Source organism: Sphingomonas parapaucimobilis NBRC 15100, from assembly GCF_000787715.1.
Classification (GTDB): domain Bacteria; phylum Pseudomonadota; class Alphaproteobacteria; order Sphingomonadales; family Sphingomonadaceae; genus Sphingomonas; species Sphingomonas parapaucimobilis.
The window spans coordinates 1-21,661 of record NZ_BBPI01000012.1 but is presented as its reverse complement, the minus strand read 5'-3'; the positions used below and the strand labels follow the sequence as shown (position 1 = coordinate 21,661).

Annotated in this window: 18 protein-coding genes; 13 read left to right on the top strand and 5 right to left on the bottom strand. The window is 69.1% G+C overall.

What is annotated here, in order from left to right; translation table 11 throughout:
- Window positions 1–64 precede the first annotated feature (64 nt).
- Complete coding sequence (locus tag SP5_RS02490) at window positions 65–1,030, top strand: RcnB family protein (protein ID WP_052811375.1); 966 nt, start codon at window positions 65–67, stop codon at window positions 1,028–1,030.
- Window positions 1,031–1,165: 135 nt separating this feature from the next.
- Here SP5_RS02490 and SP5_RS02485 read toward each other — a convergent pair whose 3' ends face one another.
- The 5 genes from SP5_RS02485 to SP5_RS02465 all read right to left on the bottom strand — a co-directional run bounded on the left by SP5_RS02485 (window position 1,166) and on the right by SP5_RS02465 (window position 5,387).
- Window positions 1,166–2,431, bottom strand: coding sequence for a M20/M25/M40 family metallo-hydrolase (locus tag SP5_RS02485; protein ID WP_042483615.1), 1,266 nt, complete (start codon window positions 2,429–2,431; stop codon window positions 1,166–1,168).
- A 246-nt stretch (window positions 2,432–2,677) separates the two neighbouring features.
- On the bottom strand, window positions 2,678–3,535 hold the full coding sequence (locus tag SP5_RS02480) for an SDR family oxidoreductase (protein WP_042483614.1): 858 nt from the start codon (window positions 3,533–3,535) through the stop codon (window positions 2,678–2,680).
- Window positions 3,536–3,610: 75 nt separating this feature from the next.
- Complete coding sequence (locus SP5_RS02475) at window positions 3,611–4,435, bottom strand: hydrolase 1, exosortase A system-associated (RefSeq protein ID WP_042483613.1); 825 nt, start codon at window positions 4,433–4,435, stop codon at window positions 3,611–3,613.
- Window positions 4,423–5,118: an alpha/beta hydrolase family protein gene (locus SP5_RS02470; protein ID WP_042483612.1), complete on the bottom strand. Its 696-nt coding sequence runs from the start codon at window positions 5,116–5,118 to the stop codon at window positions 4,423–4,425. The genes SP5_RS02475 and SP5_RS02470 overlap by 13 nt, the downstream gene beginning before the upstream one ends.
- Window positions 5,115–5,387: an acyl carrier protein gene (locus SP5_RS02465; RefSeq protein WP_042483611.1), complete on the bottom strand. Its 273-nt coding sequence runs from the start codon at window positions 5,385–5,387 to the stop codon at window positions 5,115–5,117. Before SP5_RS02465 ends, SP5_RS02470 begins: the two co-directional genes overlap by 4 nt.
- A gap of 614 nt (window positions 5,388–6,001) precedes the next feature.
- On the opposite strand from SP5_RS02465, the gene SP5_RS02460 reads away from it, so the two are divergent.
- From SP5_RS02460 to SP5_RS02405, 12 genes are all read left to right on the top strand, one after another.
- Window positions 6,002–7,531: an AMP-binding protein gene (locus SP5_RS02460; protein WP_439645595.1), complete on the top strand. Its 1,530-nt coding sequence runs from the start codon at window positions 6,002–6,004 to the stop codon at window positions 7,529–7,531.
- On the top strand, window positions 7,528–8,748 hold the full coding sequence (locus tag SP5_RS02455) for a pyridoxal-dependent decarboxylase, exosortase A system-associated (protein WP_042483610.1): 1,221 nt from the start codon (window positions 7,528–7,530) through the stop codon (window positions 8,746–8,748). Before SP5_RS02460 ends, SP5_RS02455 begins: the two co-directional genes overlap by 4 nt.
- A gap of 95 nt (window positions 8,749–8,843) precedes the next feature.
- On the top strand, window positions 8,844–9,482 hold the full coding sequence (locus SP5_RS02450) for an XrtA/PEP-CTERM system exopolysaccharide export protein (RefSeq protein ID WP_089413650.1): 639 nt from the start codon (window positions 8,844–8,846) through the stop codon (window positions 9,480–9,482).
- 12 nt (window positions 9,483–9,494) lie between these two features.
- Window positions 9,495–11,006 (top strand): XrtA system polysaccharide chain length determinant, encoded by a 1,512-nt coding sequence (locus SP5_RS02445; protein WP_042483608.1) that lies wholly within the window; start codon window positions 9,495–9,497, stop codon window positions 11,004–11,006.
- Window positions 11,003–12,067, top strand: a complete 1,065-nt coding sequence (locus tag SP5_RS02440) for an AAA family ATPase (protein WP_245613374.1) — start codon at window positions 11,003–11,005, stop codon at window positions 12,065–12,067. The genes SP5_RS02445 and SP5_RS02440 overlap by 4 nt, the downstream gene beginning before the upstream one ends.
- Entirely contained in the window at window positions 12,064–13,794 is a 1,731-nt protein-coding gene (locus SP5_RS02435) for a hypothetical protein (protein ID WP_174435498.1), read from the top strand. The genes SP5_RS02440 and SP5_RS02435 overlap by 4 nt, the downstream gene beginning before the upstream one ends.
- 19 nt (window positions 13,795–13,813) lie before the next feature.
- Window positions 13,814–15,136 (top strand): ExeA family protein, encoded by a 1,323-nt coding sequence (locus tag SP5_RS02430; protein WP_042483607.1) that lies wholly within the window; start codon window positions 13,814–13,816, stop codon window positions 15,134–15,136.
- Entirely contained in the window at window positions 15,126–15,995 is an 870-nt protein-coding gene (locus SP5_RS02425) for an XrtA system polysaccharide deacetylase (protein WP_042483605.1), read from the top strand. Before SP5_RS02430 ends, SP5_RS02425 begins: the two co-directional genes overlap by 11 nt.
- Window positions 15,992–17,029 (top strand): FemAB family XrtA/PEP-CTERM system-associated protein, encoded by a 1,038-nt coding sequence (locus SP5_RS02420; protein ID WP_042483602.1) that lies wholly within the window; start codon window positions 15,992–15,994, stop codon window positions 17,027–17,029. The genes SP5_RS02425 and SP5_RS02420 overlap by 4 nt, the downstream gene beginning before the upstream one ends.
- Window positions 17,026–18,186 carry a TIGR03087 family PEP-CTERM/XrtA system glycosyltransferase gene (locus SP5_RS02415; protein WP_042483601.1) on the top strand — a complete coding sequence of 387 codons (1,161 nt, stop codon included), beginning with the start codon at window positions 17,026–17,028 and terminating at the stop codon, window positions 18,184–18,186. The genes SP5_RS02420 and SP5_RS02415 overlap by 4 nt, the downstream gene beginning before the upstream one ends.
- Window positions 18,183–19,706: an exosortase A gene (gene xrtA, locus SP5_RS02410; protein WP_245613373.1), complete on the top strand. Its 1,524-nt coding sequence runs from the start codon at window positions 18,183–18,185 to the stop codon at window positions 19,704–19,706. Before SP5_RS02415 ends, xrtA begins: the two co-directional genes overlap by 4 nt.
- Window positions 19,707–19,712: 6 nt before the next feature.
- Window positions 19,713–21,599: an XrtA/PEP-CTERM system amidotransferase gene (locus SP5_RS02405; RefSeq protein WP_042483598.1), complete on the top strand. Its 1,887-nt coding sequence runs from the start codon at window positions 19,713–19,715 to the stop codon at window positions 21,597–21,599.
- Window positions 21,600–21,661: the final 62 nt, after the last annotated feature.

The following is a 21,661-nucleotide window of genomic DNA, read 5'->3' as shown; positions in this document are numbered from 1 at the left end:
AACCTTGTTTCGGCTTCGGCGTTGAGGGGGACGTCGTCGCATAGAACAGGGGAATAAGTTTGCCATGCGAAGTTCGTCGCGCCTGATCGTCCTGACCCTTGCCATGGTCGCCAGCGTACCCGCCATGGCGCAGGCCGGGGCCAGCTATCCCCGTCCCGGATTCGATCCCGAACCCTCGCGCGCACAAGCCCCGGTCGTCCGTACGACCTCGGTCGGTGTGCCGCCTGCGCGCGCGAACCGCTGGGGCAGCCGGGTCGGTGGACGCTGGTGGGGCGGTGCGAACGCGCCCGGCGGATGGCCTGCCTATCGCCGTCCGGTGCGTGGCATGACGGTGCCATCCTATTGGACCGACCGGCGCTTCGGGGTGGATGACTGGGCGGTCTATACCCTGCCGCAGCCGCCGGTCGGGTATCGCTGGTCGCGCTATTATGACGATGCCGTCCTGATCGACCAGCGTGGGTCGGTCTATGACAGTGTGTACGGCGTGAACTGGGACGGCACGCCCGATTATGCAGACGCGCCCTATGCGCCCCCGCCGCCGCCCATTCGGCGCGATGACGGGCTGGGGGGTGCCGCGATCGGTGCGGTGGCAGGCGGCGTGGCGGGCAATCTGGTCGCCGGGCGCGGAAACCGCCTGGGCGGTACGCTGATCGGCGCGGGTGTCGGGGCGGTGGCGGGCTATGCCATCGACCGGGCCGAGGATCGCGGGCGGCGTATGGAGCCGGGCTATGACGATTACAGCTATCGGGACCCATATGCTCCGCCCCCGCCGCCGCCTGCCATGGGACGGCGCGTGGTGACGCAGGACGGCACGACCGTCACCACCACGACCACGGTGGGCACGACAGGTATGCGGCCTTCGCCGCAAGCGGGTTATTATGCGGACGGCTATTATTATCCGGCTCCCACGACTACCACAATTGTGGTACAGGGCGCTCCTGTCATTACCACGACGACCACCACCACGACCGAAGTGGTGCGTCCTGCCCCGCGCCGCGCGCGCGTTCGCAGCAAGCTGGTCCGTCGCTGACGCCTTCCCCCAGGGGGGGATTTCAGCCCGAGAGACGCCGGGTTGGAAACCGGGATGCCGCTCCGACTCTCCCGCGGGGCGGCATCCTTTCCATGGTCCAATCGATCGCCGCTCAGCGGCCGTCAAAGGTGACGCTCAGCGGCCGCCAAAGGTGACGAGGCTCTCCGCGCCGTCCGCCGCGATCGCCGAGACGCCGATGAAATGGTCGTCGACCGGCACCTGGGTCAGCACCGTCTTCGTCTCGGTCACGTCGCGTGCGTCGGTCCATCCGGCGACGTCGTTGCGCCGCCAATGAATGCGGTAACGGACCGCGCCCGGCACCGGCGCCCATTCGACCTGCGTGTCGCGGGATAGCGCGCCGCTGATCGTCACCTTGTCGGGGGCGGCCGGGGCGGCGGCCAGACGGCCCAGCGTGGCGATGTTGATCGCCGTCACCTTCGCCAGATAGGGAAAATCCATCTTGTCGATGGTGTCGCCGTACGCGACCGTTCCTTCCTTGCGCAAATCTTGGTGCTGCGCGTCCCAATCCTCATTGGCGACGGAGAAACGGACGGCCGGATAGCCGAGCTTCAGGAACGGCTCATGATCGCCGCCGCGGCCGAAACGGTCGGGCCGCCGGTCGAGGAACACGTCGAGGCCTCCGAGCTTGTCGGCGACGCCGTCGATCGCCTTGGCCAGCGCGCGGCTGGGTCCGTCATCCTCGCCGCCATTGCCCCGCCGCTGGATCTGTTGCGGCAGGTCCTCGGAGGCGCGGATGCCCTCGGAAAAGACGCGGACCCAGCGTGCCTCGCGCACGCCGCCCTGGCCGACCGTGTTGCCGACGATATCGTTGTTGAGCATCGCCGAGACCCGCCAGTTGCGGGCCTTGGCGGTGTCGGCCAGCAGGGTCGAGCCCCACAGACCCTGTTCCTCGCCCGAGAAGACGGCATAGACGATGGTCGCATCGAATTGCTGCTTCGACAATTGGCGCGCGGCCTCCAGCACCAGCGCCACGCCCGAGGCATCGTCATTGGCCCCCGGCGCGTCCGACGTCGCATCCATCACATCCGTCACGCGGCTGTCGATATGCGCACCGACGATCACCACGCGGTTCGGGTCGCGCCCCCGCTGGATGCCCAGCACGTCCTCGACCATCACGCCGTTCGGGGCGCGCGGGCCGGTGAAGCGGCGGTTGATCCGCTCCACGGTGATGCAGCCGTTGCAGCCCTGGCCGATCGTCTCGAACTGCCTGGCCGCCCAGTCGCGCGCCGCGCCGATGCCGCGTTTGGGATCAGTGGTCGTGGAGGCAGTATGGCGCGTGCCGAAGCCGACCAGCGCTTCGACATCGGCCTTCAGCCGGGCGGGGGAGGGAGCGGCGGCGGGCGTCGCGGCGGCGGCGAGCAGGAGCGGGAGGATCATCATACCAGACTGGCCGAGCGGGCGGGGGGAGGCAAGTGGCGGATTTTACGGTCGAAGCCGTTCTGCTCGCCACGTCGCCGCCTGCGCGGCGTCGATCGGATTCGCCTCGGTCTCGTCCCGGTGCATCCGCACGCCATCGGCGACGCCCGGACGACCGGACTGGTGGTCGGACTGCCGGTCGATCAGCGCCGGCGGCTGATATTCGACGGCATCGGCGAGCGTCGCGATGGATCATCTGCTTTCAGGGGATCAGAGAAAGGGGGTGCCGCCGGTAACGGGGATGGTCGCGCCGCTGATGTAGCTGGCCTCGCCGCTGGCGAGCAGGACGTAAGGGGGGGCGAGTTCGGCGGGTTGCGCGGCGCGGCCCATCGGCGTCTGCTCGCCGAAACTCTTCACGGCCTCGGGTGGCATGGTCGAGGGGATCAGCGGGGTCCAGACCGGCCCCGGCGCCACCGCATTGACCCGGATCTTTCGCTCGGCGAGCATCTGCGCCAGCCCGGCGGTGAAATTGTGGATCGCGCCCTTGGTGGTCGCATAGGCGAGCAGTTGCTGGTTGGGCTTGTCGGCGTTGATCGAGGTCGTGTTGATGATCGATGCGCCTTCGCCCATGTGCTGCAGCGCGGCCTTCACCAGATAGAACATCGCATGGATGTTGGTGGCGAAGGTGGTTTCCCACTCCTCGTCGCTGATATCCTCGACCGCCTGGAAGCTGGCCTGATGCGCGGCATTGTTGACCAGGATGTCGACGCGGCCGAAGGTCTGGACGGCACGCTCGACGATGGTGCGGCAATGCGCCGGATCGCTGATATCGCCGGGGATCAGCAGGGCCTTGCGGCCTGCCTGTTCGACCAGCCGCTGGGTTTCGGCGGCGTCTTCATCTTCGGACAGGTACGAGATCACCACGTCCGCACCCTCGCGGGCAAAGGCGATGGCCACCGCGCGGCCGATGCCGCTGTCCGCGCCGGTGATGATCGCCTTTTTGTCGGTCAGTTTGCCATGGCCGACATAGCTATGCTCGCCATGGTCGGGGCGTGGGTCCATCGCCTCGGTCTGGCCGGGCATGTCCTGCTGCTGTTCGGGCTGGGGCGGGGTAGGGCGTTCGTTCATGGACCGTCTCTCCTTGCCCCGACCAATGGGCGGGGCGGGGAGGCGTTCCTGAGAAAAATCGAATCTTAAAACGTATCAATCTGTATTCTGGGGTTCCGCCTCGCTGTCGCGCACAGGCGTCGCTCCGTCCGATCCGGCCCGTGCCAGATGGGTGAGGACCACCCGCTCCAGTGCGTCCATGGCATCGGCATAGCTGTGCGAGTCCGTCGCCAGTGTCTCGATGGCAAAGCCGTGCCCGCGCGCGGCGGCGCGAAAGGCGACACCGGTCGCATCGCCCTGCGCCACGATGATCGCGGCATCCCCGGCCCAGCGATGGATCGCGCGGATCAGCGGCGCAGCGGTCTCGTCGAGCGCAGAGGGGGCTGCGGCAATCTTGGTCAGTCCCTGGCGCAGCTTGCCCAGATCGACCGCGCCGCGCGCCAGCCGCAGCCACTCGGCCGGATTGACCAGCTTCCTGGCATAATGGCGGCGGATCGCGGCGGCGGGGGGCAGCGCGTCGGGTTCGTCCGACAGCCATGGATTGGAGAGCAGGACCTTCGCGAATCCGGCCTCCGCGCCGAACATCGCCAGCGCGGCGGCGGCGTCGCAATTGCCGAAGCCGATGATCCGGGTCAGGTTCGCGGCATCGGCAAAGGCATCGACGGCGGCGGCGATATCGGGACCGCTCGACTCCCAGCCGCCATTGCCACCCGCGCTGTCGCCGACGCCGCGCCGGTCGAAACGGAAGACCGGATAGCCATGGGCCGCGATGCGGGCCGCCATCATCGCCTGGCCCCGGTGCGCGCCCATGCGCGGCTCGTTGCCGCCGGAGACGATCAGCAGGCCGGTCGCGCCCGCCGCTTCGTCCAGCGTGCCGATCAGCGTCGCGCCGTCGCAGGGAAAGGAGATCAGCCTTCGCATGATGCGATCCACTGCGCGATATCCTCGGCCAGCAGGGCGGCGAGTTCGGGGTCTTCCTGCGGCTCGGCCCGGCGCCAGGGCGGGACGGCATCGATCACGCGGTCGGCGGGCGCTCGGTCATGGCCCAGCCGCACGACGCGGCGCGGCACCCCCGGCTGGTCGTGAAGTCCGGCCCCCGCCAGCCCGGCAAGGAAATGCGGAGAGACCCGGTTGCCCGCGACGCGCACCGGCGACTCCGCGCCGAACACGCCATGTTCGTCGCCGCGCAGCCCCGCCGCCGCGCGCAGCCGGATCACGTCGCGCAGCACCGCTTCGCCCGTCATCGGCGTCAGGTGCCAGCGCCCGGCCAGCAGCGCGAACCCGTCGACCAGCGCGCCGCCCCGGATCGACACGGCGTAACAGGGCCGGTCGCCCAGCGATTCCGCCGCCGCCTGATGCGCGTCGCGCCATTGCAGCAGGCTCGCCTTCTCGGTGTCGATCACGCTCTCGCCCGTGCCCGGCCAGTCGGGCAGCGCGCCGCCGATGCCGTGATCGGCCAGCCGCCGCAGCATGGCGACCGCCAGGCTGCGCGTCCGGTTCGCTTCTTCCCAGAACGGCATCGCGACCAGCACGACCGGCCCTTGCGCGGGGCCGAAGCACAACATCGCCTCGCGCCCGCCGGGCCAGTCATAATAGTCGATCAAGCGCCCGCCTTGGATTGCGCAAAGGCAACCAGCTGGCCGAACGTCTCCAGCATCTCGCCATCGACCTCGTCATCCTCGATCAGGATGCCCAATCGGTCCTCCAGCTCGGTCAGCACGCCCGCGACCGCCATCGAGTCCAGTTCAGGCAGCGCGCCGAACAGCGGCGTATCCACGTCGAAACCGTCCACGCGCTCGGCCGACAGACCCAGCACATCGGCCAGCACGCCGCGCACTGCCGCTTCCACTTGCCCGTTCGTCTGGAGTTCCAAACCCTGTCGCCCTGCTCTTTGTAATGTTTGCGACAGCGTTAGTGCGGCGGCGGGCGTTGGGCAACGGGTGTTGGTGAAGGCGTTTGGTGTCGAAGCAAGCACCGGAGCCCCAGGCCCTCCCCCGGCCCCTCCCGCCTGCGGGAGGGGAGAGGTGTCGCGGCCCGGCAAAGCCCCCTCCCGCAGGCGGGAGGGGGTTGGGGGGAGGGGACGCGCTGGGTTTCTCCGCCCTCGCGGTCGTTGTGGCATGATGCGTGCAAATGCTCGGCATGGGGAAAGCGCCGGAGACCCAGACCCTCCCCCAGCCCCTCCCGCCTGCGGGAGGGGAGAGGTGTTGCGGCCCGGCAAAGCCCCCTCCCGCAGGCGGGAGGGGGTTGGGGGAGGGGACGCGCTGGGCTTCTTCGCCCCCGCGGTGGTTGTGGCATGATCGGCGCGAATGCTCGGCATGGGGAAAGCGCCGGAGACCCATGCCCTCCCCCGGCCCCTCCCGCCTGCGGGAGGGGAGAGGTGTTGCGGCCCGGCAAAAAGCCCCCTCCCGCAGGCGGGAGGGGGTTGGGGGAGGGCTGGGCGCTCGGTTTACATTCTCGGCGGCGGTTGCTTCTTCGGCCGCGGGGCGCATGCTCGACTTTGCCGCGTCCGCACTGGTAGATGGCGGGATGACCATCGATCCGCCCGCGTATCCGATCGACCATGCCTTGCGCGGGGCGGGCGATGCTCCTGCGCTGCTCGACCGCGAGGGTGAGCTGAGCTTTGCCGAGGCGGAGGAGGCGGTCGCGCGGCTGGCCGGATGGCTGGCGGCGCATGGTTTCGCGCCGGGTACGCGGGTGGCGACATGGTTGCCCAAGACGCGGCAATCCGCGCTGATGCCGCTGGCCGCACCGCGCGCGGGGCTGGTGCATGTGCCGATCAACCCGCTGCTCAAGCGCGCGCAGGTAGCCCATATCCTGGTGGATAGCGGCGCGGCGATGCTGCTGACCCATGGCCCGCGCGCCGGGACGCTGGAGGAGGGCGACGTGCCAGGGGGCGTGCGGGTGACGACCGAGGTCGGGCAGGGCGATGCGCTGCCCCGATCGATGGCGGATACCGATGCACTGGCGGCGATCCTCTATACCTCCGGTTCGACCGGGCGGCCCAAGGGGGTGATGCTGAGCCATGCCAATCTCTGGTACGGCGCGGTGTCGGTGGCGCAATATCTGAAGCTGACACCCGACGACCGGGTCTTGGGCGTGCTGCCGTTCAGCTTCGACTATGGCCAGAACCAGCTTTTCTCGACCTGGGTCGCCGGGGGCGCGGTCGCGCCGCTCGACTATCTGACCCCGCGCGACGTGGTGAAGGCGGTCGTGCGTTACGGCGCGACGACGCTGGCGGGGGTGCCGCCGCTCTGGACGCAGTTGCTGGGCATCGACTGGCCGGAAGAGGCGGTCGCCTCGATCCGGCGGCTGACCAATTCGGGCGGCGCGCTGACCCCGCGACTGGTGCGGGGGCTGCGGGCGCTGTTTCCGGCGGCGGACCTTTATGCGATGTACGGCCTGACCGAGGCGTTTCGCTCGACCTATCTCGACCCGGCCCTGATCGATGCGCATCCCGATGCGATCGGCCGCGCCATTCCCTTTGCCGAGGTGATGGTGCTTCGCCCCGACGGCAGCCGCGCGGCACCGGGCGAGCCGGGCGAGCTGGTCCATGCCGGGCCGCTGGTCGCGCAGGGCTATTGGCGGGATGCCGAGCGGACGGCACAGCGCTTTCGCCCGACACCGGACCATGCCCGCGCGGTGTGGTCGGGCGATACGGTGGTCGAGGGCGCGGACGGGCTGCTCCGCTTCGTCGGGCGCGATGACGAGATGATCAAGGTTGCTGGCAACCGGATCAGCCCGCAGGAGGTCGAGGAAGCCGCGCTGTCCGGTGGCGAGGCGCGCGAGGCCGTCGCCTTCGGCATCGCCGACGAAGCGCAGGGGCAGGCGATCGTGTTGGTCCTGGGCGGCGATCCGGCGCAGGAGGCGGCCCTGCGCGCGCGGTTGAAGCGCGACCTTCCCAATTTCATGCAGCCGTCGCACATCGCCTGGGCGCGCGCGCTGCCCCGCAACGCCAATGGCAAGCTCGACCGCGCCGCGCTGCGCCGGGAATGGGCCGAAAAGGATATGACGTCATGAAGCCGATGGGGCCGATCCCCCCCGAATTCGCCGCGCAGGCCGGGGCGCTGACCATCGCCGGGCGGAGCGCCGAGACATGGATGGCGGGACGCGACGGGCCGGTCTTCGTCTATGACCCGGCCATCGTCACTGCTCGTGTCGCACGGTTTCGCGCTGCCTTTCCGTCGATCGACCTCCATTATGCGATCAAGGCCAATCCTTTCGGGCCGTTGCTGGAGGCGATGGCGGCGATGGTCGACGGGTTCGACGTCGCTTCGGCGGGTGAGCTGGCCAAGGTCGCGCCGCTGGGCAGGCCGGTCAGCTTTGCAGGTCCCGGCAAGCGCGATGCCGAGCTGGCCGCTGCGATCCGTGCGGGCGTGACGATCAATCTGGAGTCGGAGGGTGAAGCACGGCGCGCGCTGGCGATCGCGGACGGGCTGGGCGTGTGTCCGCGTCTGGCGGTCCGGGTGAACCCGGATGTCGAATTGCGGGGCTCGGGCATGAAGATGGGCGGGCGCCCTTCGCCCTTCGGCATCGATGCCGAGCGGGTGGCTGCGCTCGTCCGCGAACTGATCGCGGCGGGGGCCGACTGGCGCGGTTTCCACATCTATGCGGGTAGCCAGGCGCTCGATACGCAGGCGATCATCGACACGCAAGGGGCGACCATCGCGCTGGCGGCGCGGCTGGCGGACGCTGCCGGGGCAACGCCGCCGCTGGTCAATCTGGGCGGCGGGTTCGGCGTGCCCTATTTCGCGGGGGACAAGCCGTTGCCGGTGGAGAGGGTCGGCGCGGCGCTGGAGCAGGCGCTGGCCGATCGGCCCGCCATCCTGGGCGACAGCCATTTTGCGATCGAACTCGGCCGCTGGCTGGTCGCCGAGGCGGGGGTCTATCTGGCGCGGGTCGTCGATCGCAAGGAAAGCGGGGGCGAGACTTTCCTGATCCTCGACGGCGGTCTGCATCATCAGCTGGCGGCCAGCGGCAATTTCGGCACCGTCGTCCGGCGCAACTATCCGCTGGCGCTGGCCCATGCGATGGGGGCCGAGGCCATGGAGACGGTGTCGGTCGTGGGGCCGCTCTGCACCCCGCTCGACCGGCTGGGAGACCGGGTCGCGCTGCCCGTGGCGCAGGTCGGCGATATCGTCGCGGTGTTTCTGGCCGGGGCTTACGGAGCCACCGCCAGCCCTTCGGCGTTTCTGGGCCATCCCCCCGCATCCGAGATGATCGGCGGACCGGCATAACGCTCTGTTCACCTCTTGGGTGGCATAGCGATATTGCGTAATTTGCCTTTCGTCTCCGTATCCTGGGAGAGGAGGGGTCCAGGAGTAGCATTCGCATGGCATCGTTCGCCCGCCCCTTCTTGATCGCAGGCCTTTGTGCCTCGACGCTGACCGCCTGTTCGACGGCGGGGACCAAAACCGAGCTGCCCTCGGCCGGATATGTCGCGCGCAAGGAGCAGCCGGGCGAGGAATATGTGATCGGCCCGCTCGACACCCTGAACATCTTCGTCTGGCGCAATCCCGACCTGTCGACCAAGGTGCAGGTGCGCCCCGACGGCCGCATCACCACGCCGCTGGTCAACGACATGCCCGCCGTCGGCAAGACGCCCGCGATGTTGCAGGACGATCTGAAAAAGGCGCTGTCCGAATATGTCTCCAACCCGATCGTGTCGGTGATCGTCGAGAATTTCTCGGGCACCTACAGCCAGCAGGTGCGGATCGTCGGCGCGACCGAGCGACCCGCCTCCATCCCCTATCGCGCGAACATGACGCTGCTCGACGCGATGATCGCGGTGGGCGGGCTGAACCAGTTCGCGGCGGGCAACAAGGCCAAGCTGGTGCGCACCGATCGCGAAACCGGCAAGCAGCGCGAATATGCGCTCCAGATCAACGATCTGCTCCGCAAGGGGGATTCGAAGGCGAATGTCCGGCTGGAGCCGGGCGACGTGATCATCATTCCCGAATCGATGTTCTGAGGCAGCGCGCGCGTGTCGAGTATTCAGGACGAGATCCGCATCGCCCTCCATGCGATATGGATACGCCGCTGGCTGGCGCTGGCGGTGGCATGGGCGGTGTGCATATTGGGGTGGCTGTTCGTCGCCCAGATCCCCAGCAAATATGAATCCCGCGCGCGCATCGCGGTCCAGAATTCGCAGATCCTGCCCGATGGCATGACCACGGGGCCGAACAGCCAGATGGATTCGGTCGACCGGGTACGCCAGACGCTGATCTCGGCGATCAACCTGCAAAAGGTCGTGCGCGGCACCGACCTGGCTGCCACGGTGTCGAGCGACGCCGATGTCGCGGCGCGGGTCGCGCAACTGGCGCAGTCGATCAAGATCGAGAACCAGCAGGACACCATCTTCCAGCTGACCGTCACCCAGTCCAGCCCCAAGCTGGCGCAGCAGGTCGCCCAGAAGCTGATCGACATCTTCGTCGAATCCAACCTGCTCGGCGATCGCAACACCACCAACCAGAGCCTCACCTTCCTCGACAAGCAGTTGAGCGAGCGCCAGAAACAGCTCCAGATCGCCGAGGCCAAGCGCGCCCAGTATCTGAACCAGTTCGCCGGTGGCCTGCCGGGCACCGGGTCGGTCGCCGACCGGATCGGCCTGGCCCGGTCGCAAATGGCGCAGGTCGACAGCGATCTGGCGGCGGCGCAGTCCAGCGTCGCGGCGGTGCAGGGTCAGCTGGCGGGCACCCCGCGCACGGTCAGCGAGGGCGGCGGCGCGGCGGTCAGCCCGGCGCGGGCGCGACTGGCGACGATCCAGGGCCAGCTCGCCGACGCGCGCGCGCGCGGCTATACCGAAAACCACCCGGACGTGATCGCGCTGCGTAACCAGCTGGCCGCCGCACAGGCCGCCGCGAAGGCGGAGCCCGCCGGGGGCGTGGCGGGGGGACAGCCCAATCCGCTCTACATGTCGCTCCAGTCGATGGCGGCGGAGAAACAGTCGCAGCTCGCCAGCCTGAAAATCCGCAAGAGCCAGTTGCAGAACGACCTCGACCGGCTGAACGCCAGCCTGGCAACCGATCCCGAAGCGGCTGCCGCGCAAGGTGCGATCGACCGGGATTATCAGGTGCTGAAAGACAGTTACGACCAGTTGTTGCGTCAGCGCGAGCAGGTGGCGCTGCGCGGCCAGGCGCAGAACCAGACCGATTCGATGCGGTTCAGCGTGATCGATCCGCCGACCTATCCGCGCGCGCCCAGTTCTCCCAACCGCCTGCTGCTGCTGACCGGCGTCTTCGCCGCAGGGCTGGGGCTGGGTGTCGGTTCGGCCTTTGCCCTGTCGAAGCTGCGCCAGACCTTCACCACCCCGCAATCGCTTCAGCGCACGATGGGGATGCCGGTGATCGGCGCGATCGGCGAAGTCGTAACGCGCGGGCAGGCGACGGCGCGGGCGCGGCGGTTGAAACTGTTCCTCGGCGGGACGGCGGCGCTGGGCGCGGCCTATGGGCTGGTCCTGGTTGTCGAGCTATTACAGCGGGGAATGGCTGCGTGACCGAAAATGTGAAACCCACCAGACCCCGCCGGGAACCGTCGCTGCTAGAGCGGGCGGCGAACGTGTATGATTTCCAGTCCTATGTGCGCGCGCCCGACGCGCCAGCGCCGCGGCCATCGGACGAGGAGGCCGGACGGACGCCGCCCGTCCCGCCGGTCGAGGCAGGGCCGCCGGGCCTCGTGGCGTATGACGAGCCTGCGCCGTCCTCTGTCGATCACCCGCCTTTCGATCCCTCGCTCAGCGGCATTCCGGCGGAGTTCCTGGCGCAACCGGGCGACGACGAGTTTCTGGCGACCGAATATAGCCCGGTCTTTTCCGATGTCGCGATGGTCGACCGCGCGATGCTGGCGGAAAACGGGATGATCGTGCCCGGCGCGCCGATCGGGCCGCTGGCCGAGGAGTTCCGGCTGGTCAAGCGCCAGCTGATCATCACCAGCCAGCGGCTGGTCGAGGGCGGTGACGAGGACAAGGCCCGGGTCGTCCTGGTGTGCTCGGCACGGCCGCAGGATGGCAAGACCTTCTGCTCGGTCAATCTCGCTTTGTCGCTGGCGGCGGAGCGTGACACCGAGGTGCTGTTGGTCGATGCCGATGTCGCCAAGCCCGATGTGCTGGGGCGGCTCGGCCTGAACGAGGGGCCGGGGCTGCTCGACGCGCTGATCGACGGCAGCATCGATGTCGAGTCGCTGGTGATGCGTACCGATGTGCCGCATCTGGCGGTGCTGCCCTGCGGCACGCGGACCGCCAATGACACCGAACTGCTCGCCTCGGCCCGCACCCGCGCGGTCGTGCAGCGGCTGCTGTCGGCCAATCCGCGCCGTCTGCTGATCTTCGACTCGCCGCCTGCGCTGGCGGCGTCGCCCGCCTCGGTGCTGGCGATGCTGGCCGGGCAGGTGATGATGGTGGTCCGCGCCGACCGTACGCCCGAAAGCGAAGTCGGCGCCGCGATCGCGCTGCTCGATGCGTGCGATCATATCCAGCTGGTGCTGAACAGCGTCGCCTTCGTGCCAGGCAGCCGCCGGTTCGGCTATTATGGCAAATATGGCAAGGACGGCGCGCCGTGACGCTCGTGCGGCCCGCCCTTGTCGGTCTGGTCGGGGCGCTGGCCGCATGGCCGTGCGCGCTCGCCGCCCAGGCTCAGGCTGTGCCGGTCGCGGGTGGAGCCGCATCCAACGCACCGGGTGATGGCTCGGCCGAGCCGTCCGCCGCCGATCGGCGCGACACCGGGCGCGGGTCGCGTGCCAATGTGCCGCAGCGTCGCCGCGCGCAGCTGGCCCCCTATGTCGAGGTCGGGCAGGGGCTGGTCGCCGATCTGACGCGCGGCGATGCCGTCACCTATACGACGCTGGCGGCGGGCGTGAATGCCGAGGTGCAGACCGCCCGGGCGCAGGGACAGGTCAGCTATCGCTACGAACACCGCATCGGCTGGGGCGACCGGGCCGCGGGTGGGGATATCCATAGCGGGCTGGCGAGGGGCGCCTACGCCGTCACGCCCAATCTGCGGCTGGAGGCGGGGGCGCTGGCGACGCGGACGCGCGCCGATATTCGCGGCGAGGCGCCCGGCGTGCTGGTCGGCAATGTCGCCAATGTCTCGCAAATCTATTCGGTCTTCGCCGGGCCGTCGCTGGCCACGCGGGCGGGGCCGGTGCAGATCGGCGCGAATTACCGGCTGGGCTATACCCGTGCCGAGACCCCGGGCCTAGGCGGCGTGGCGGCCGGTCAGCCCCGGCTCGATTATTTCCGCGACAGCTGGAACCACGTCGCCAGCGTCAGCGCCACCGCGCGGCCGGGATCGATCGCGCCGGTCGGCCTGTCGGCCAATGCCGCCTATGAGCGTGACGATGCCGGACAACTCTCGCAGCGTTACGAGGGCTGGTTCCTGCGTGGCGACGTGCTGAAGCCGATTTCGCCCTATGTCGCGCTGACCGCCGGGGTCGGTTACGAACGGATCGAGTCGAGCCAGCGCGATCCCAAGGTCGATGCCGCCGGACGCCCGCTGGTCGACAGCCAGGGCCGCTTCATCATCAACCCCACCGGGCCGCGCCGGATCGCCTATCGCACGGACGGCGTCTATTACGATGCGGGCGTGATCTGGCGCCCCGATCGCCGCACCTCCGTCGAGGGGCATGTCGGCGAGCGTTACGGCTCGCTCAGCATCACCGGGACGGCGCGTTACCAGGCGGCGCGCGACATCGTGTTCCAGGCGGCGGTCCATGACGGCATCCAGACCTTTGGCCGCCAGCTGCGCAACGGGCTGTCCAACCTGCCGACCAATTTCGTCGAGACGCGCGATGCCTTTGCGCAGCAGTTCAACGGCTGCACCTTTTCGGCGGGCGGCACGTCGCCCGGCGGGTGCCTGAACGATGCGCTGCAATCGGTTCAGACCGCTGTCTACCGGGCGCGCGGGCTGGACATGGCGGTATCCTATCAGCGCGGGCGCTCCACGCTGGGGGTGGGGATGGGCTATACCAGCCGTCGCCTGTTCGCGCCGGACGGCGCGCCGGGCCTGATCGTCTCGGGCGTGCAGGATGACAGCTATTACGGCCAGATTTTCCTCGGCCGCGCCTTTGGCCCCAATTCGGGGCTTAACGTGAATGGCTTCGTTAACTATTACGTCTCTAGGTTGGCGGGGGCCGAGGACGTGATATCGCTGGGGTCGACCGCCAGCTATTACCGCAACTTCGGTCGGCTCGGAACAACCGCGTCGGTTGGATTGTACCACTTTCAGGTCGGCGACCTGTCCAGTGCCCTGTCGGCACAGGCCCTGATCGCCGCACGGTATCAATTCTGACCGGCCGAAAGGCACGATGATGTACGAGACCCATTTCGGTCTGGGCGAACGCCCGTTTCAACTGACGCCGGACCCGCGTTTCTGGTTCCAGACGGCGACCCATGGCAAGGCGATGGCCTATCTGGGCTATGGCCTGGCGCAGGGGGAGGGCTTCATCGTCATCACCGGCGATGTCGGTGCGGGCAAGACCACGCTGGTCGGCCATCTGGTCGAAACGCTGGATACCAAGCGTCTGCGTGTCCTGCACATCGTATCCACGGCGGTCGAGCCGCAGGACCTGCTGCGCGTCCTGGCCGGGCAGCTGGGCGTCGATGCGCAGGGGCTGACCAAGGCCGCGCTGCTCGCCGCGATCGAGCGCGCGCTGAACGGCGTCGCGCGTGAGGGGCGCCGTATCCTGCTGATCGTCGACGAGGCGCAGGCACTGCCGCTCGCCTCGCTCGAAGAACTCCGCATGTTGTCCAATTTCCAGGCGGGCGGCCATGCGCTGCTCCAGATCCTGCTGGTCGGACAGCCCGAATTTCGCGAGCGCCTGCTGGGTTCGGCCGCCGTCGAGCAGCTGCGCCAGCGCGTCATCGCCATCCATCACCTCGACCCGATGGAGCCCGAGGAAGTCCCCGATTATATCGCGCATCGCCTGGCGGTCGCGGGCTGGACCGGACGTCCCGATTTCGCCGCCGATGCCTTTGATGCGCTGTACGATGCGTCGGGCGGGGTGCCGCGCCGGTTGAACGTGCTGGCGGGCCGCGTCCTGCTGCAGGCCGCGATCGAGGGTGTCGAGCTGATCGGCCGCCAGACGGTCGAAAGCGTCGCCGCCGACATGGCCGCCGATATGGGCGCGGGTCGCGAGGCCCCGATGCCGATCGCGGTCGAGCCCGAGCCGGTCGCGCCGATCTTCAACAGCGCGGGGCGGTTGGGCGATCCCTTGTTCTCGGCGGGTACGCTGCGCAACGGGCTGGGCCTGAACGGTCAGGCGACGGTCGCTCCGACGCAGCCTGATCCCATCACCCGCGTGACGCCCGAGAGCCAGCCCGCCCCGCGCAGCACGCACCGCGTCGTCGCCCCGCCGCCCGCACCCGAGCCGGTCTCGCTGCGTCCGATGCCGACACCCGCCGCGCCCCCGCCCGTTGCGGCGGAAGAGCCGGTCCCCGTCACCAAGCCCTCGACCGATGCCGCGCTGGAAAACCGCATCGCGCAACTCGAAGCGCGGCTGGAGCAGCAGGAGGCGGCGTTGCGCCGGGTCCTGACCCTGTTGGTCGACTGGTCAGAGATCGACAATCGTGGTGAGGAGCGTCGTGAAGCCGGAGCCACGATCCGACCGGGAGCCTGGGGTCATGCCGCCTGAGATCACGGCGAAGACATTGCCGCTCAACGGCATGTCGGTCGATGTCGAGGAATGGTTTCAGGTCGGCGCGTTCGAGCGCACGATCGACAAGGGCGACTGGGACCGGCTGGACAGCCGGGTCGAGGCCAATACCGATGCCGTCCTCTCGCTGTTCGCCGAGACGGGCACGCGCGCGACCTTCTTCACGCTGGGCTGGGTGGCGCATCACCATCCGGGGCTGATCCGCCGCATCGTGGCGGCGGGGCATGAGATGGCCAGCCATGGCTGGGACCATCAGCGCGTCTTCACCATGACCGCCGACCAGTTCCGTGCCGATCTGGCCCGTGCCAAGGCGGCGATCGAGGATGCGGGCGGGCAGGCCGTGACCGGATACCGCGCGCCAAGCTTCTCGATCGATACGCGCACCCCCTGGGCGCATCCCGTGCTGGTCGAGGCGGGCTATCGTTATTCCTCCAGCGTCGCGCCGCTGCGCCACGACCATTATGGCTGGGCGGAATCGCCGCGCTATGCCTGGCGGCCGCTGGCGGACTCCGACATGATCGAGCTGCCGGTGACGGTGGCGCAGTGGGGTCGGCGGCGGCTGGCGACCGGCGGCGGCTTTTTCCGGATGCTGCCTGCCAAGCTGACCGACATCGCGGTGGGGCAGGTCAATCGCGACCGCCACGGCGCGATCTTCTATTTCCACCCCTGGGAGGTCGATCCCGACCAGCCGCGCGTCGCCCATGCGCCGCTGCGTTCGCGTATCCGCCATTACAGCCGCCTCAGCGCGATGGCGGGCAAGCTGCGCGGTCTGCTCGGCCGTCATGACTGGGGGCGGGTCGATCAGGTCGCGGCCGAGGAAGCGGCGCGGCTGGCATGAGCGCGCTCGCGCCGACGATCCGTATCGCCGATCTGGCGAGCGAAGCCGAATGCGTGCGCATTGATGCCTTTGTCGCGGCGCAGACGGAGGGCACGCCTTTCCACCTGACCGGCTGGTTGAAGGCGGGAGCAAAAGGCTGCGGCCAGACGGCGCATTACCTGCTGGCCGAAGGGGCGGACGGCGCGATCGTCGGCGTGCTGCCGCTCAGCGAGATCCGCTCGCCCTTGTTCGGTGCGGCGATGGTGTCGACCGGCTTCGGCGTCGATGGCGGCGTGCTGGGCGAGGGTGTCGACGCGCTGGCCGAGGCGGCCTGGGGCCTGGCGGGCGATAAGGGTATCGAGTCGGTCGAACTGCGCGGCGGCCCCGTGCCGGACGGCTGGACGGCGGATGCGGGCAGCTATCTGGGTTTCGTTCGGCCGATTGCGGGTGATGACGAGGCCGAGATGAAGGCCATTCCCCGCAAGCAGCGCGCCGAACTTCGCAAGGCGCTGGCCCAGGATCTGGAGGTCGTCACCGGCCGCGATCCCCGGATGCTCGCCGAGCATTACCGCGTCTATGCCGAGTCGGTCCGCAATCTCGGCACGCCCGTCTTTCCGGCCAAGCTGTTCCGTGAGGCGGTGGCGCGGCTCGACGCCGACGTCCTGACCGTGCGCCATGGCGGGCGGGCGGTGGCGAGCGTGCTCAACCTCTATCATGGCGGCACCGTCTATCCCTATTGGGGCGGCGGCACGCAGGCGGCGCGGGGGCTGCGCGCCAACGACCTGATGTATTTCGCACTGATGCGTCACGCCCGCCAACGCGGATGCCACAGCTTCGATTTCGGCCGGTCGAAGGTCGGGACGGGGGCGGCCGCCTTCAAGCAGAATTGGGGGTTCGAAGGGCGGCCTTTGGTCTATGCCAGCCGCAGCGTCCACGGCCCGCGCGCGATCAACCCGCTCAACCCCAAATATGCGCTGATGATCGCGGTTTGGAAGCGCCTACCGGTCCCTGTCGCGAAGATCGTCGGGCCGCCGATCGCGCGGGGTCTGGGTTGAAGGACCTGCTGTTCCTCGCGCACCGCGCGCCCTTTCCGCCCGATCGCGGCGACAAGATCCGCAGCTATCATGTGCTGCGCCATTTGGCGCGCGACTGGCGCGTCCATCTCTGCGCCTTTGCCGAGCGGGCGGGGGAAGAGGAATTGCCGTCCGAACTGCGCGCCGAACTCGCCAGCCATCATATCCTGCGCCGGACCAGGCCGATGCCGGTGGCGGCGGTGCAGGCGCTGGCGACGGGCAAGCCCATCTCGCTGACCGCCTTCGCCCATCCCGGTATGGCGCGCGCGGTCGCGGACGTGCGGGCGCGGCACCCCATTGCTGCGACCTATATCTTCTCCGGCCAGATGGCCCAGTATCGCGGGGCCGAGCCGACGATCATGGACATGGTCGACGTCGACTCCGCCAAATTCGCCAGCCTGTCGCAGACCGCCGGACCGGGGATGCGGTCGGTCCTGAAGCGCGAGGCCCGTCTGCTCGGCCGCTATGAGCGACAGGTGTCCGGGTCGGTCGCGGCGACCCTGTTCGTCAGCGAGGCGGAGGCGGCCCTGTTTCGCTCCGGCGGGGGGCAGGGGAATGTGTTCGCAATCGAGAACGGCATCGATGCCGCCCGCTATGATCCCGCAACGATCGATCCCGGCATTTCAGATGGCCCCCTGATCGTCTTTACCGGGCAGATGGACTACCGCCCCAATATCGATGCGGTGACGCGCTTTGCGGAGCGCATCCTGCCGCTGGTCCGCAGGGCCTGCCCGGCGGCGCGTTTCGCCATTGTCGGTCGTGCGCCGACTCCGGCGGTGCGGCGGCTGGCGAGCGAGGCGGTGATCGTGACCGGCGAAGTGCCCGACACCCGCTTCTGGCTGGCCCGCGCCGCCGTCTGCGTCGCCCCGCTCGATCTGGCGCGCGGCATCCAGAACAAGCTGCTGGAGGCGATGGCCATGGCCCGGCCGATCGTGGCGTCCACGGCGGCGGCGGAGGGAATCGACCATGGCGGCACCATCGCGGTGGCGGGCGACGATCGCGACTTTGCCGAGAGGGTCATTGACGCGCTGAACGGCCCGACGGACCATCCGGCGGCACGGGCGCGGGTTCTGGCGCGCTATGACTGGACGGCGCGGCTGGCACCGCTCGACCGATTGCTGGGGGACATGGCCGCGTGACCGCTGGGGATATCGTCAAAGCGGGGAAACGGGCGAGGGCAGGGCGCTGGGCCTGTCCCCTCGCGCTGCTGGCCGGGGTGGCGCTGATCCTGTTGCTGCTGTTCCGTACCGATGTCGCGCTTCTGGTCGATATCTGGTGGACCAGCACGACCTATGGCCATTGCCTGTTCATCGGGCCGGTCGTGGGCTGGCTGATCTGGCAGCGGCGCACCGAGCTGGCGCAGCTGACCCCGACCGCCTGGTGGCCGGGGCTGTTCGTGGTGGCGGGCGGCGGACTGTTGTGGCTGCTGGGTGAGTCGGCGACCGTCGCGCTGGTCCGTCAACTGGGGCTGGTCGCGATGCTGGAGGGCGCGGTCCTGACCCTGATCGGCCCGATGGTCGCACGGGGCATGTTGTTCCCGCTCGCCTATGCGTGGTTCCTGGTGCCGTTCGGCGCGGAACTGGAAAAGCCGCTCCAGCAGATCACCGTCTCGATCGTGATGCCGCTGCTCGACTGGAGCGGCATCCCCGCCTCGGCCGATGGGGTGCTGATCCATGCCGGGCGCTATTGGTTCGAGGTGGCGGAGGCCTGTTCGGGGTCGAAGTTCGTCCTGGCGATGGTCGCCTTCGCGGCACTGGTCGCCAATCTCTGCTTCCGCTCGCCATGGCGACGAGCGGTCTTCATGGTCGTGTCGCTGATCGTGCCGGTGCTGGCCAATGGCGTGCGCGCCTGGGGGACGATCTTCGCCGCCGACAAGACCTCGATCGAGGTGGCGGGCGGGATCGACCACATTATTTTCGGCTGGGTGTTCTTCGCGATCGTCATGGCGGCGGTGCTGGCGATCGGCTGGCAGTTCTTCGACCGTTCGCCGGACGATCCCGCCTTCGATCCCGCAGGGCTGTCCGCCATGCCGCGACGCCGGATCGACCCGCTGCTCGCCGCGCTGCTGGCGGTGGCGATCGCGGCGGTCTTCCCGAGCTGGAGCGCCTTTGCCGGATCGCGCGCGGCGGTGCTGCCCGCCCAAATGGCGCTACCCGACGTGCCCGGCTGGAGCCCGGCCCGGCAGGTGACACCGTGGAGCCCCAACTATCCGGGCGCCGATGCGGTGCTGTTGCGCAGCTATGTCGATGGCGAGGGGCATCAGGTCGATCTCGCGGTCGGCGTCTTTGCCCGCCAGCGCGAGGGCGGCAAGCTGGGTGCGTTCGGGACGGGCGTGCTGCACGAGGATGATCGCTGGATCCGCGTCGCCGATCTGGGCCGGATCGCGGGCGGCGACGCGATGCGGCTGACCACGACGGGGCCGACCGGCCAGCCTGTCCAGCGCGACGTTGCGACATGGTATCGGATCGGCGATACGCTGACCCCGGATATGCGGCGCGTGAAACTGGAAACGATGAAGGCCCGGCTGCTGGGGCAGCGTCAGACGGCGGTGGCGGTGCATGTGTCGAGCGAGGGCGACGACCCGCGCGCGATCGAGGCGTTCGTCCGCGCGCTGGGGCCGGTCGATGGCTTTGCCGATCGCCTGACGGGGCGGCGCTGACCCCCCATGTGCGGTATCGCCGGCCTTTTCCATCCCGCCACGCCCAAGCCGGTCGACCCCGCCCGACTGCGGGCGATGATCGGCGCGCAGGCGCATCGCGGACCCGACGGGCAGGGGATATGGACCGCGCCGGGCGTCGGCTTCGCCCATGCCCGGCTTTCGATCATCGACGTGGCGGGCTCGCCCCAGCCGATGGTGGATGGCGAGGTCGCGGTCTGCTTCAACGGCGAAATCTATAATTACCGCGAGTTGCGGGAGGAATTGCGCGCCAGGGGTGCGGTGTTCCAGACCGATGGCGATACCGAGGTGTTGTTGCATGGCTGGCGGCACTGGGGGCCGTCGATGCTCCACCGGCTGGTCGGCATGTTCGCCTTCGCCGTACACGACGCGAAGGCGGGGACGCTGTTCCTGGCGCGCGACCGGCTGGGGGTGAAGCCGCTCCACTGGGCCGAGTTGCCCGATGGCGCGGTCGCCTTCGCCTCGGAGATGAAGGGGGTGCTGGCGCATCCGCTGTTCCGCAGGCGGCCCGATATACGCGCGGTCGAGGATTATCTGGCCTTTGGCTATGTGCCCGACGATGCCAGCATCGTGGCGGGCGTCCACAAGCTGCCTGCCGGGCATTTCCTGCTGATCGAGCGGGGGCGCGCCGTTCCCGCTCCACGTCAATGGTGGGATGTCGACTTCTCGAACCGCGAAAACGGATCAGCCGCGCAACTGGGCGAAGGGCTGCTGGCCCGGATGCGCGAGGGCGTTATCAGCCGGATGGTCGCCGATGTGCCGCTGGGCGCCTTCCTGTCGGGCGGGGTCGACAGCTCGGGCGTGGTCGCGCTGATGGCGGAGGCGTCCCCGCGAGCGGTGCGCACCTGCACCATCGGCTTCGACGAAGCGGGCCTGGACGAGCGCAGCCATGCCCGCACCATCGCCCAGCGCTTCGCCACCGACCATGCCGAGCGGGTGGTCCAGCCGGACGACTTCGCGCTGATCGATATGCTGGTCGCGCAGTTCGACGAGCCCTTTGCCGACGCCTCGGCGCTGGCCACCTATCGGCTGTGCCAGATGGCGCGCGAGCATGTTACGGTGGCGCTGGCGGGGGACGGCGCGGACGAGATGCTGATGGGCTATCGCCGCCACATCTTCCATGCGGGCGAGGAGCGGGTGCGTGGCCTGTTCCCGGCGGAGTTCCGGCGCAGCGTGTTCGGGACGCTGGGCCGCTTCTATCCGAAGGCCGATTGGGCGCCGCGTCCTTTACGCGCCAAGACGACGTTGCAGGCGCTGGGGATGGACGGCGCGGAGGCCTATGCCCGTGCGGTCGGCGTGACGGGACCGGAGGCGCGCGCGCGACTGTTCTCGGCCGAGGCCAGGGCGGCGCTGGGCGGCCACCGCGCGGAAGATCGCTATATCGCCGCGATGCGCGACGCGCCCGCGCGCGATGCGATGGACCGGGTGCAATATGCCGATATGAAGATCTGGCTACCCGGCGACATCTTGACCAAGACCGACCGCATGTCGATGGCGGTCGGGCTGGAGGCGCGCGAGCCGCTGCTCGACCATAGGCTGGTCGAATATGCCGCGCGCCTGCCCGTTTCGATGCGGCTGCGGGGCGGGCAGGGCAAGTGGCTGATGAAGAAGGTGCTGGAGCCTTATCTGCCGCGCGACATCCTGTACCGGCCGAAAATGGGTTTCGTGACGCCGATCAGTGCCTGGTTCCGGGGGGCGCTGGCGGATGAGGCGGCGCGGTTGGAGAAATCGGGGCTGCTCCGCGAGACCGGCTGGTTCGACCTGACCGAGCTGGGGCGGCTGGCGGCCGATCACCGCAGCGGACGCGCGGAGCATGGCCGGACGCTGTGGCAGATGCTGATGCTGGAGCGGAGCCTGGCGCGGCTGTTCGCCTGAAGGTCTCACCCCTCCCCTTCAGGGGAGGGGCAGGGGGTGGGGCGCTTCCGCAGATACCGCGC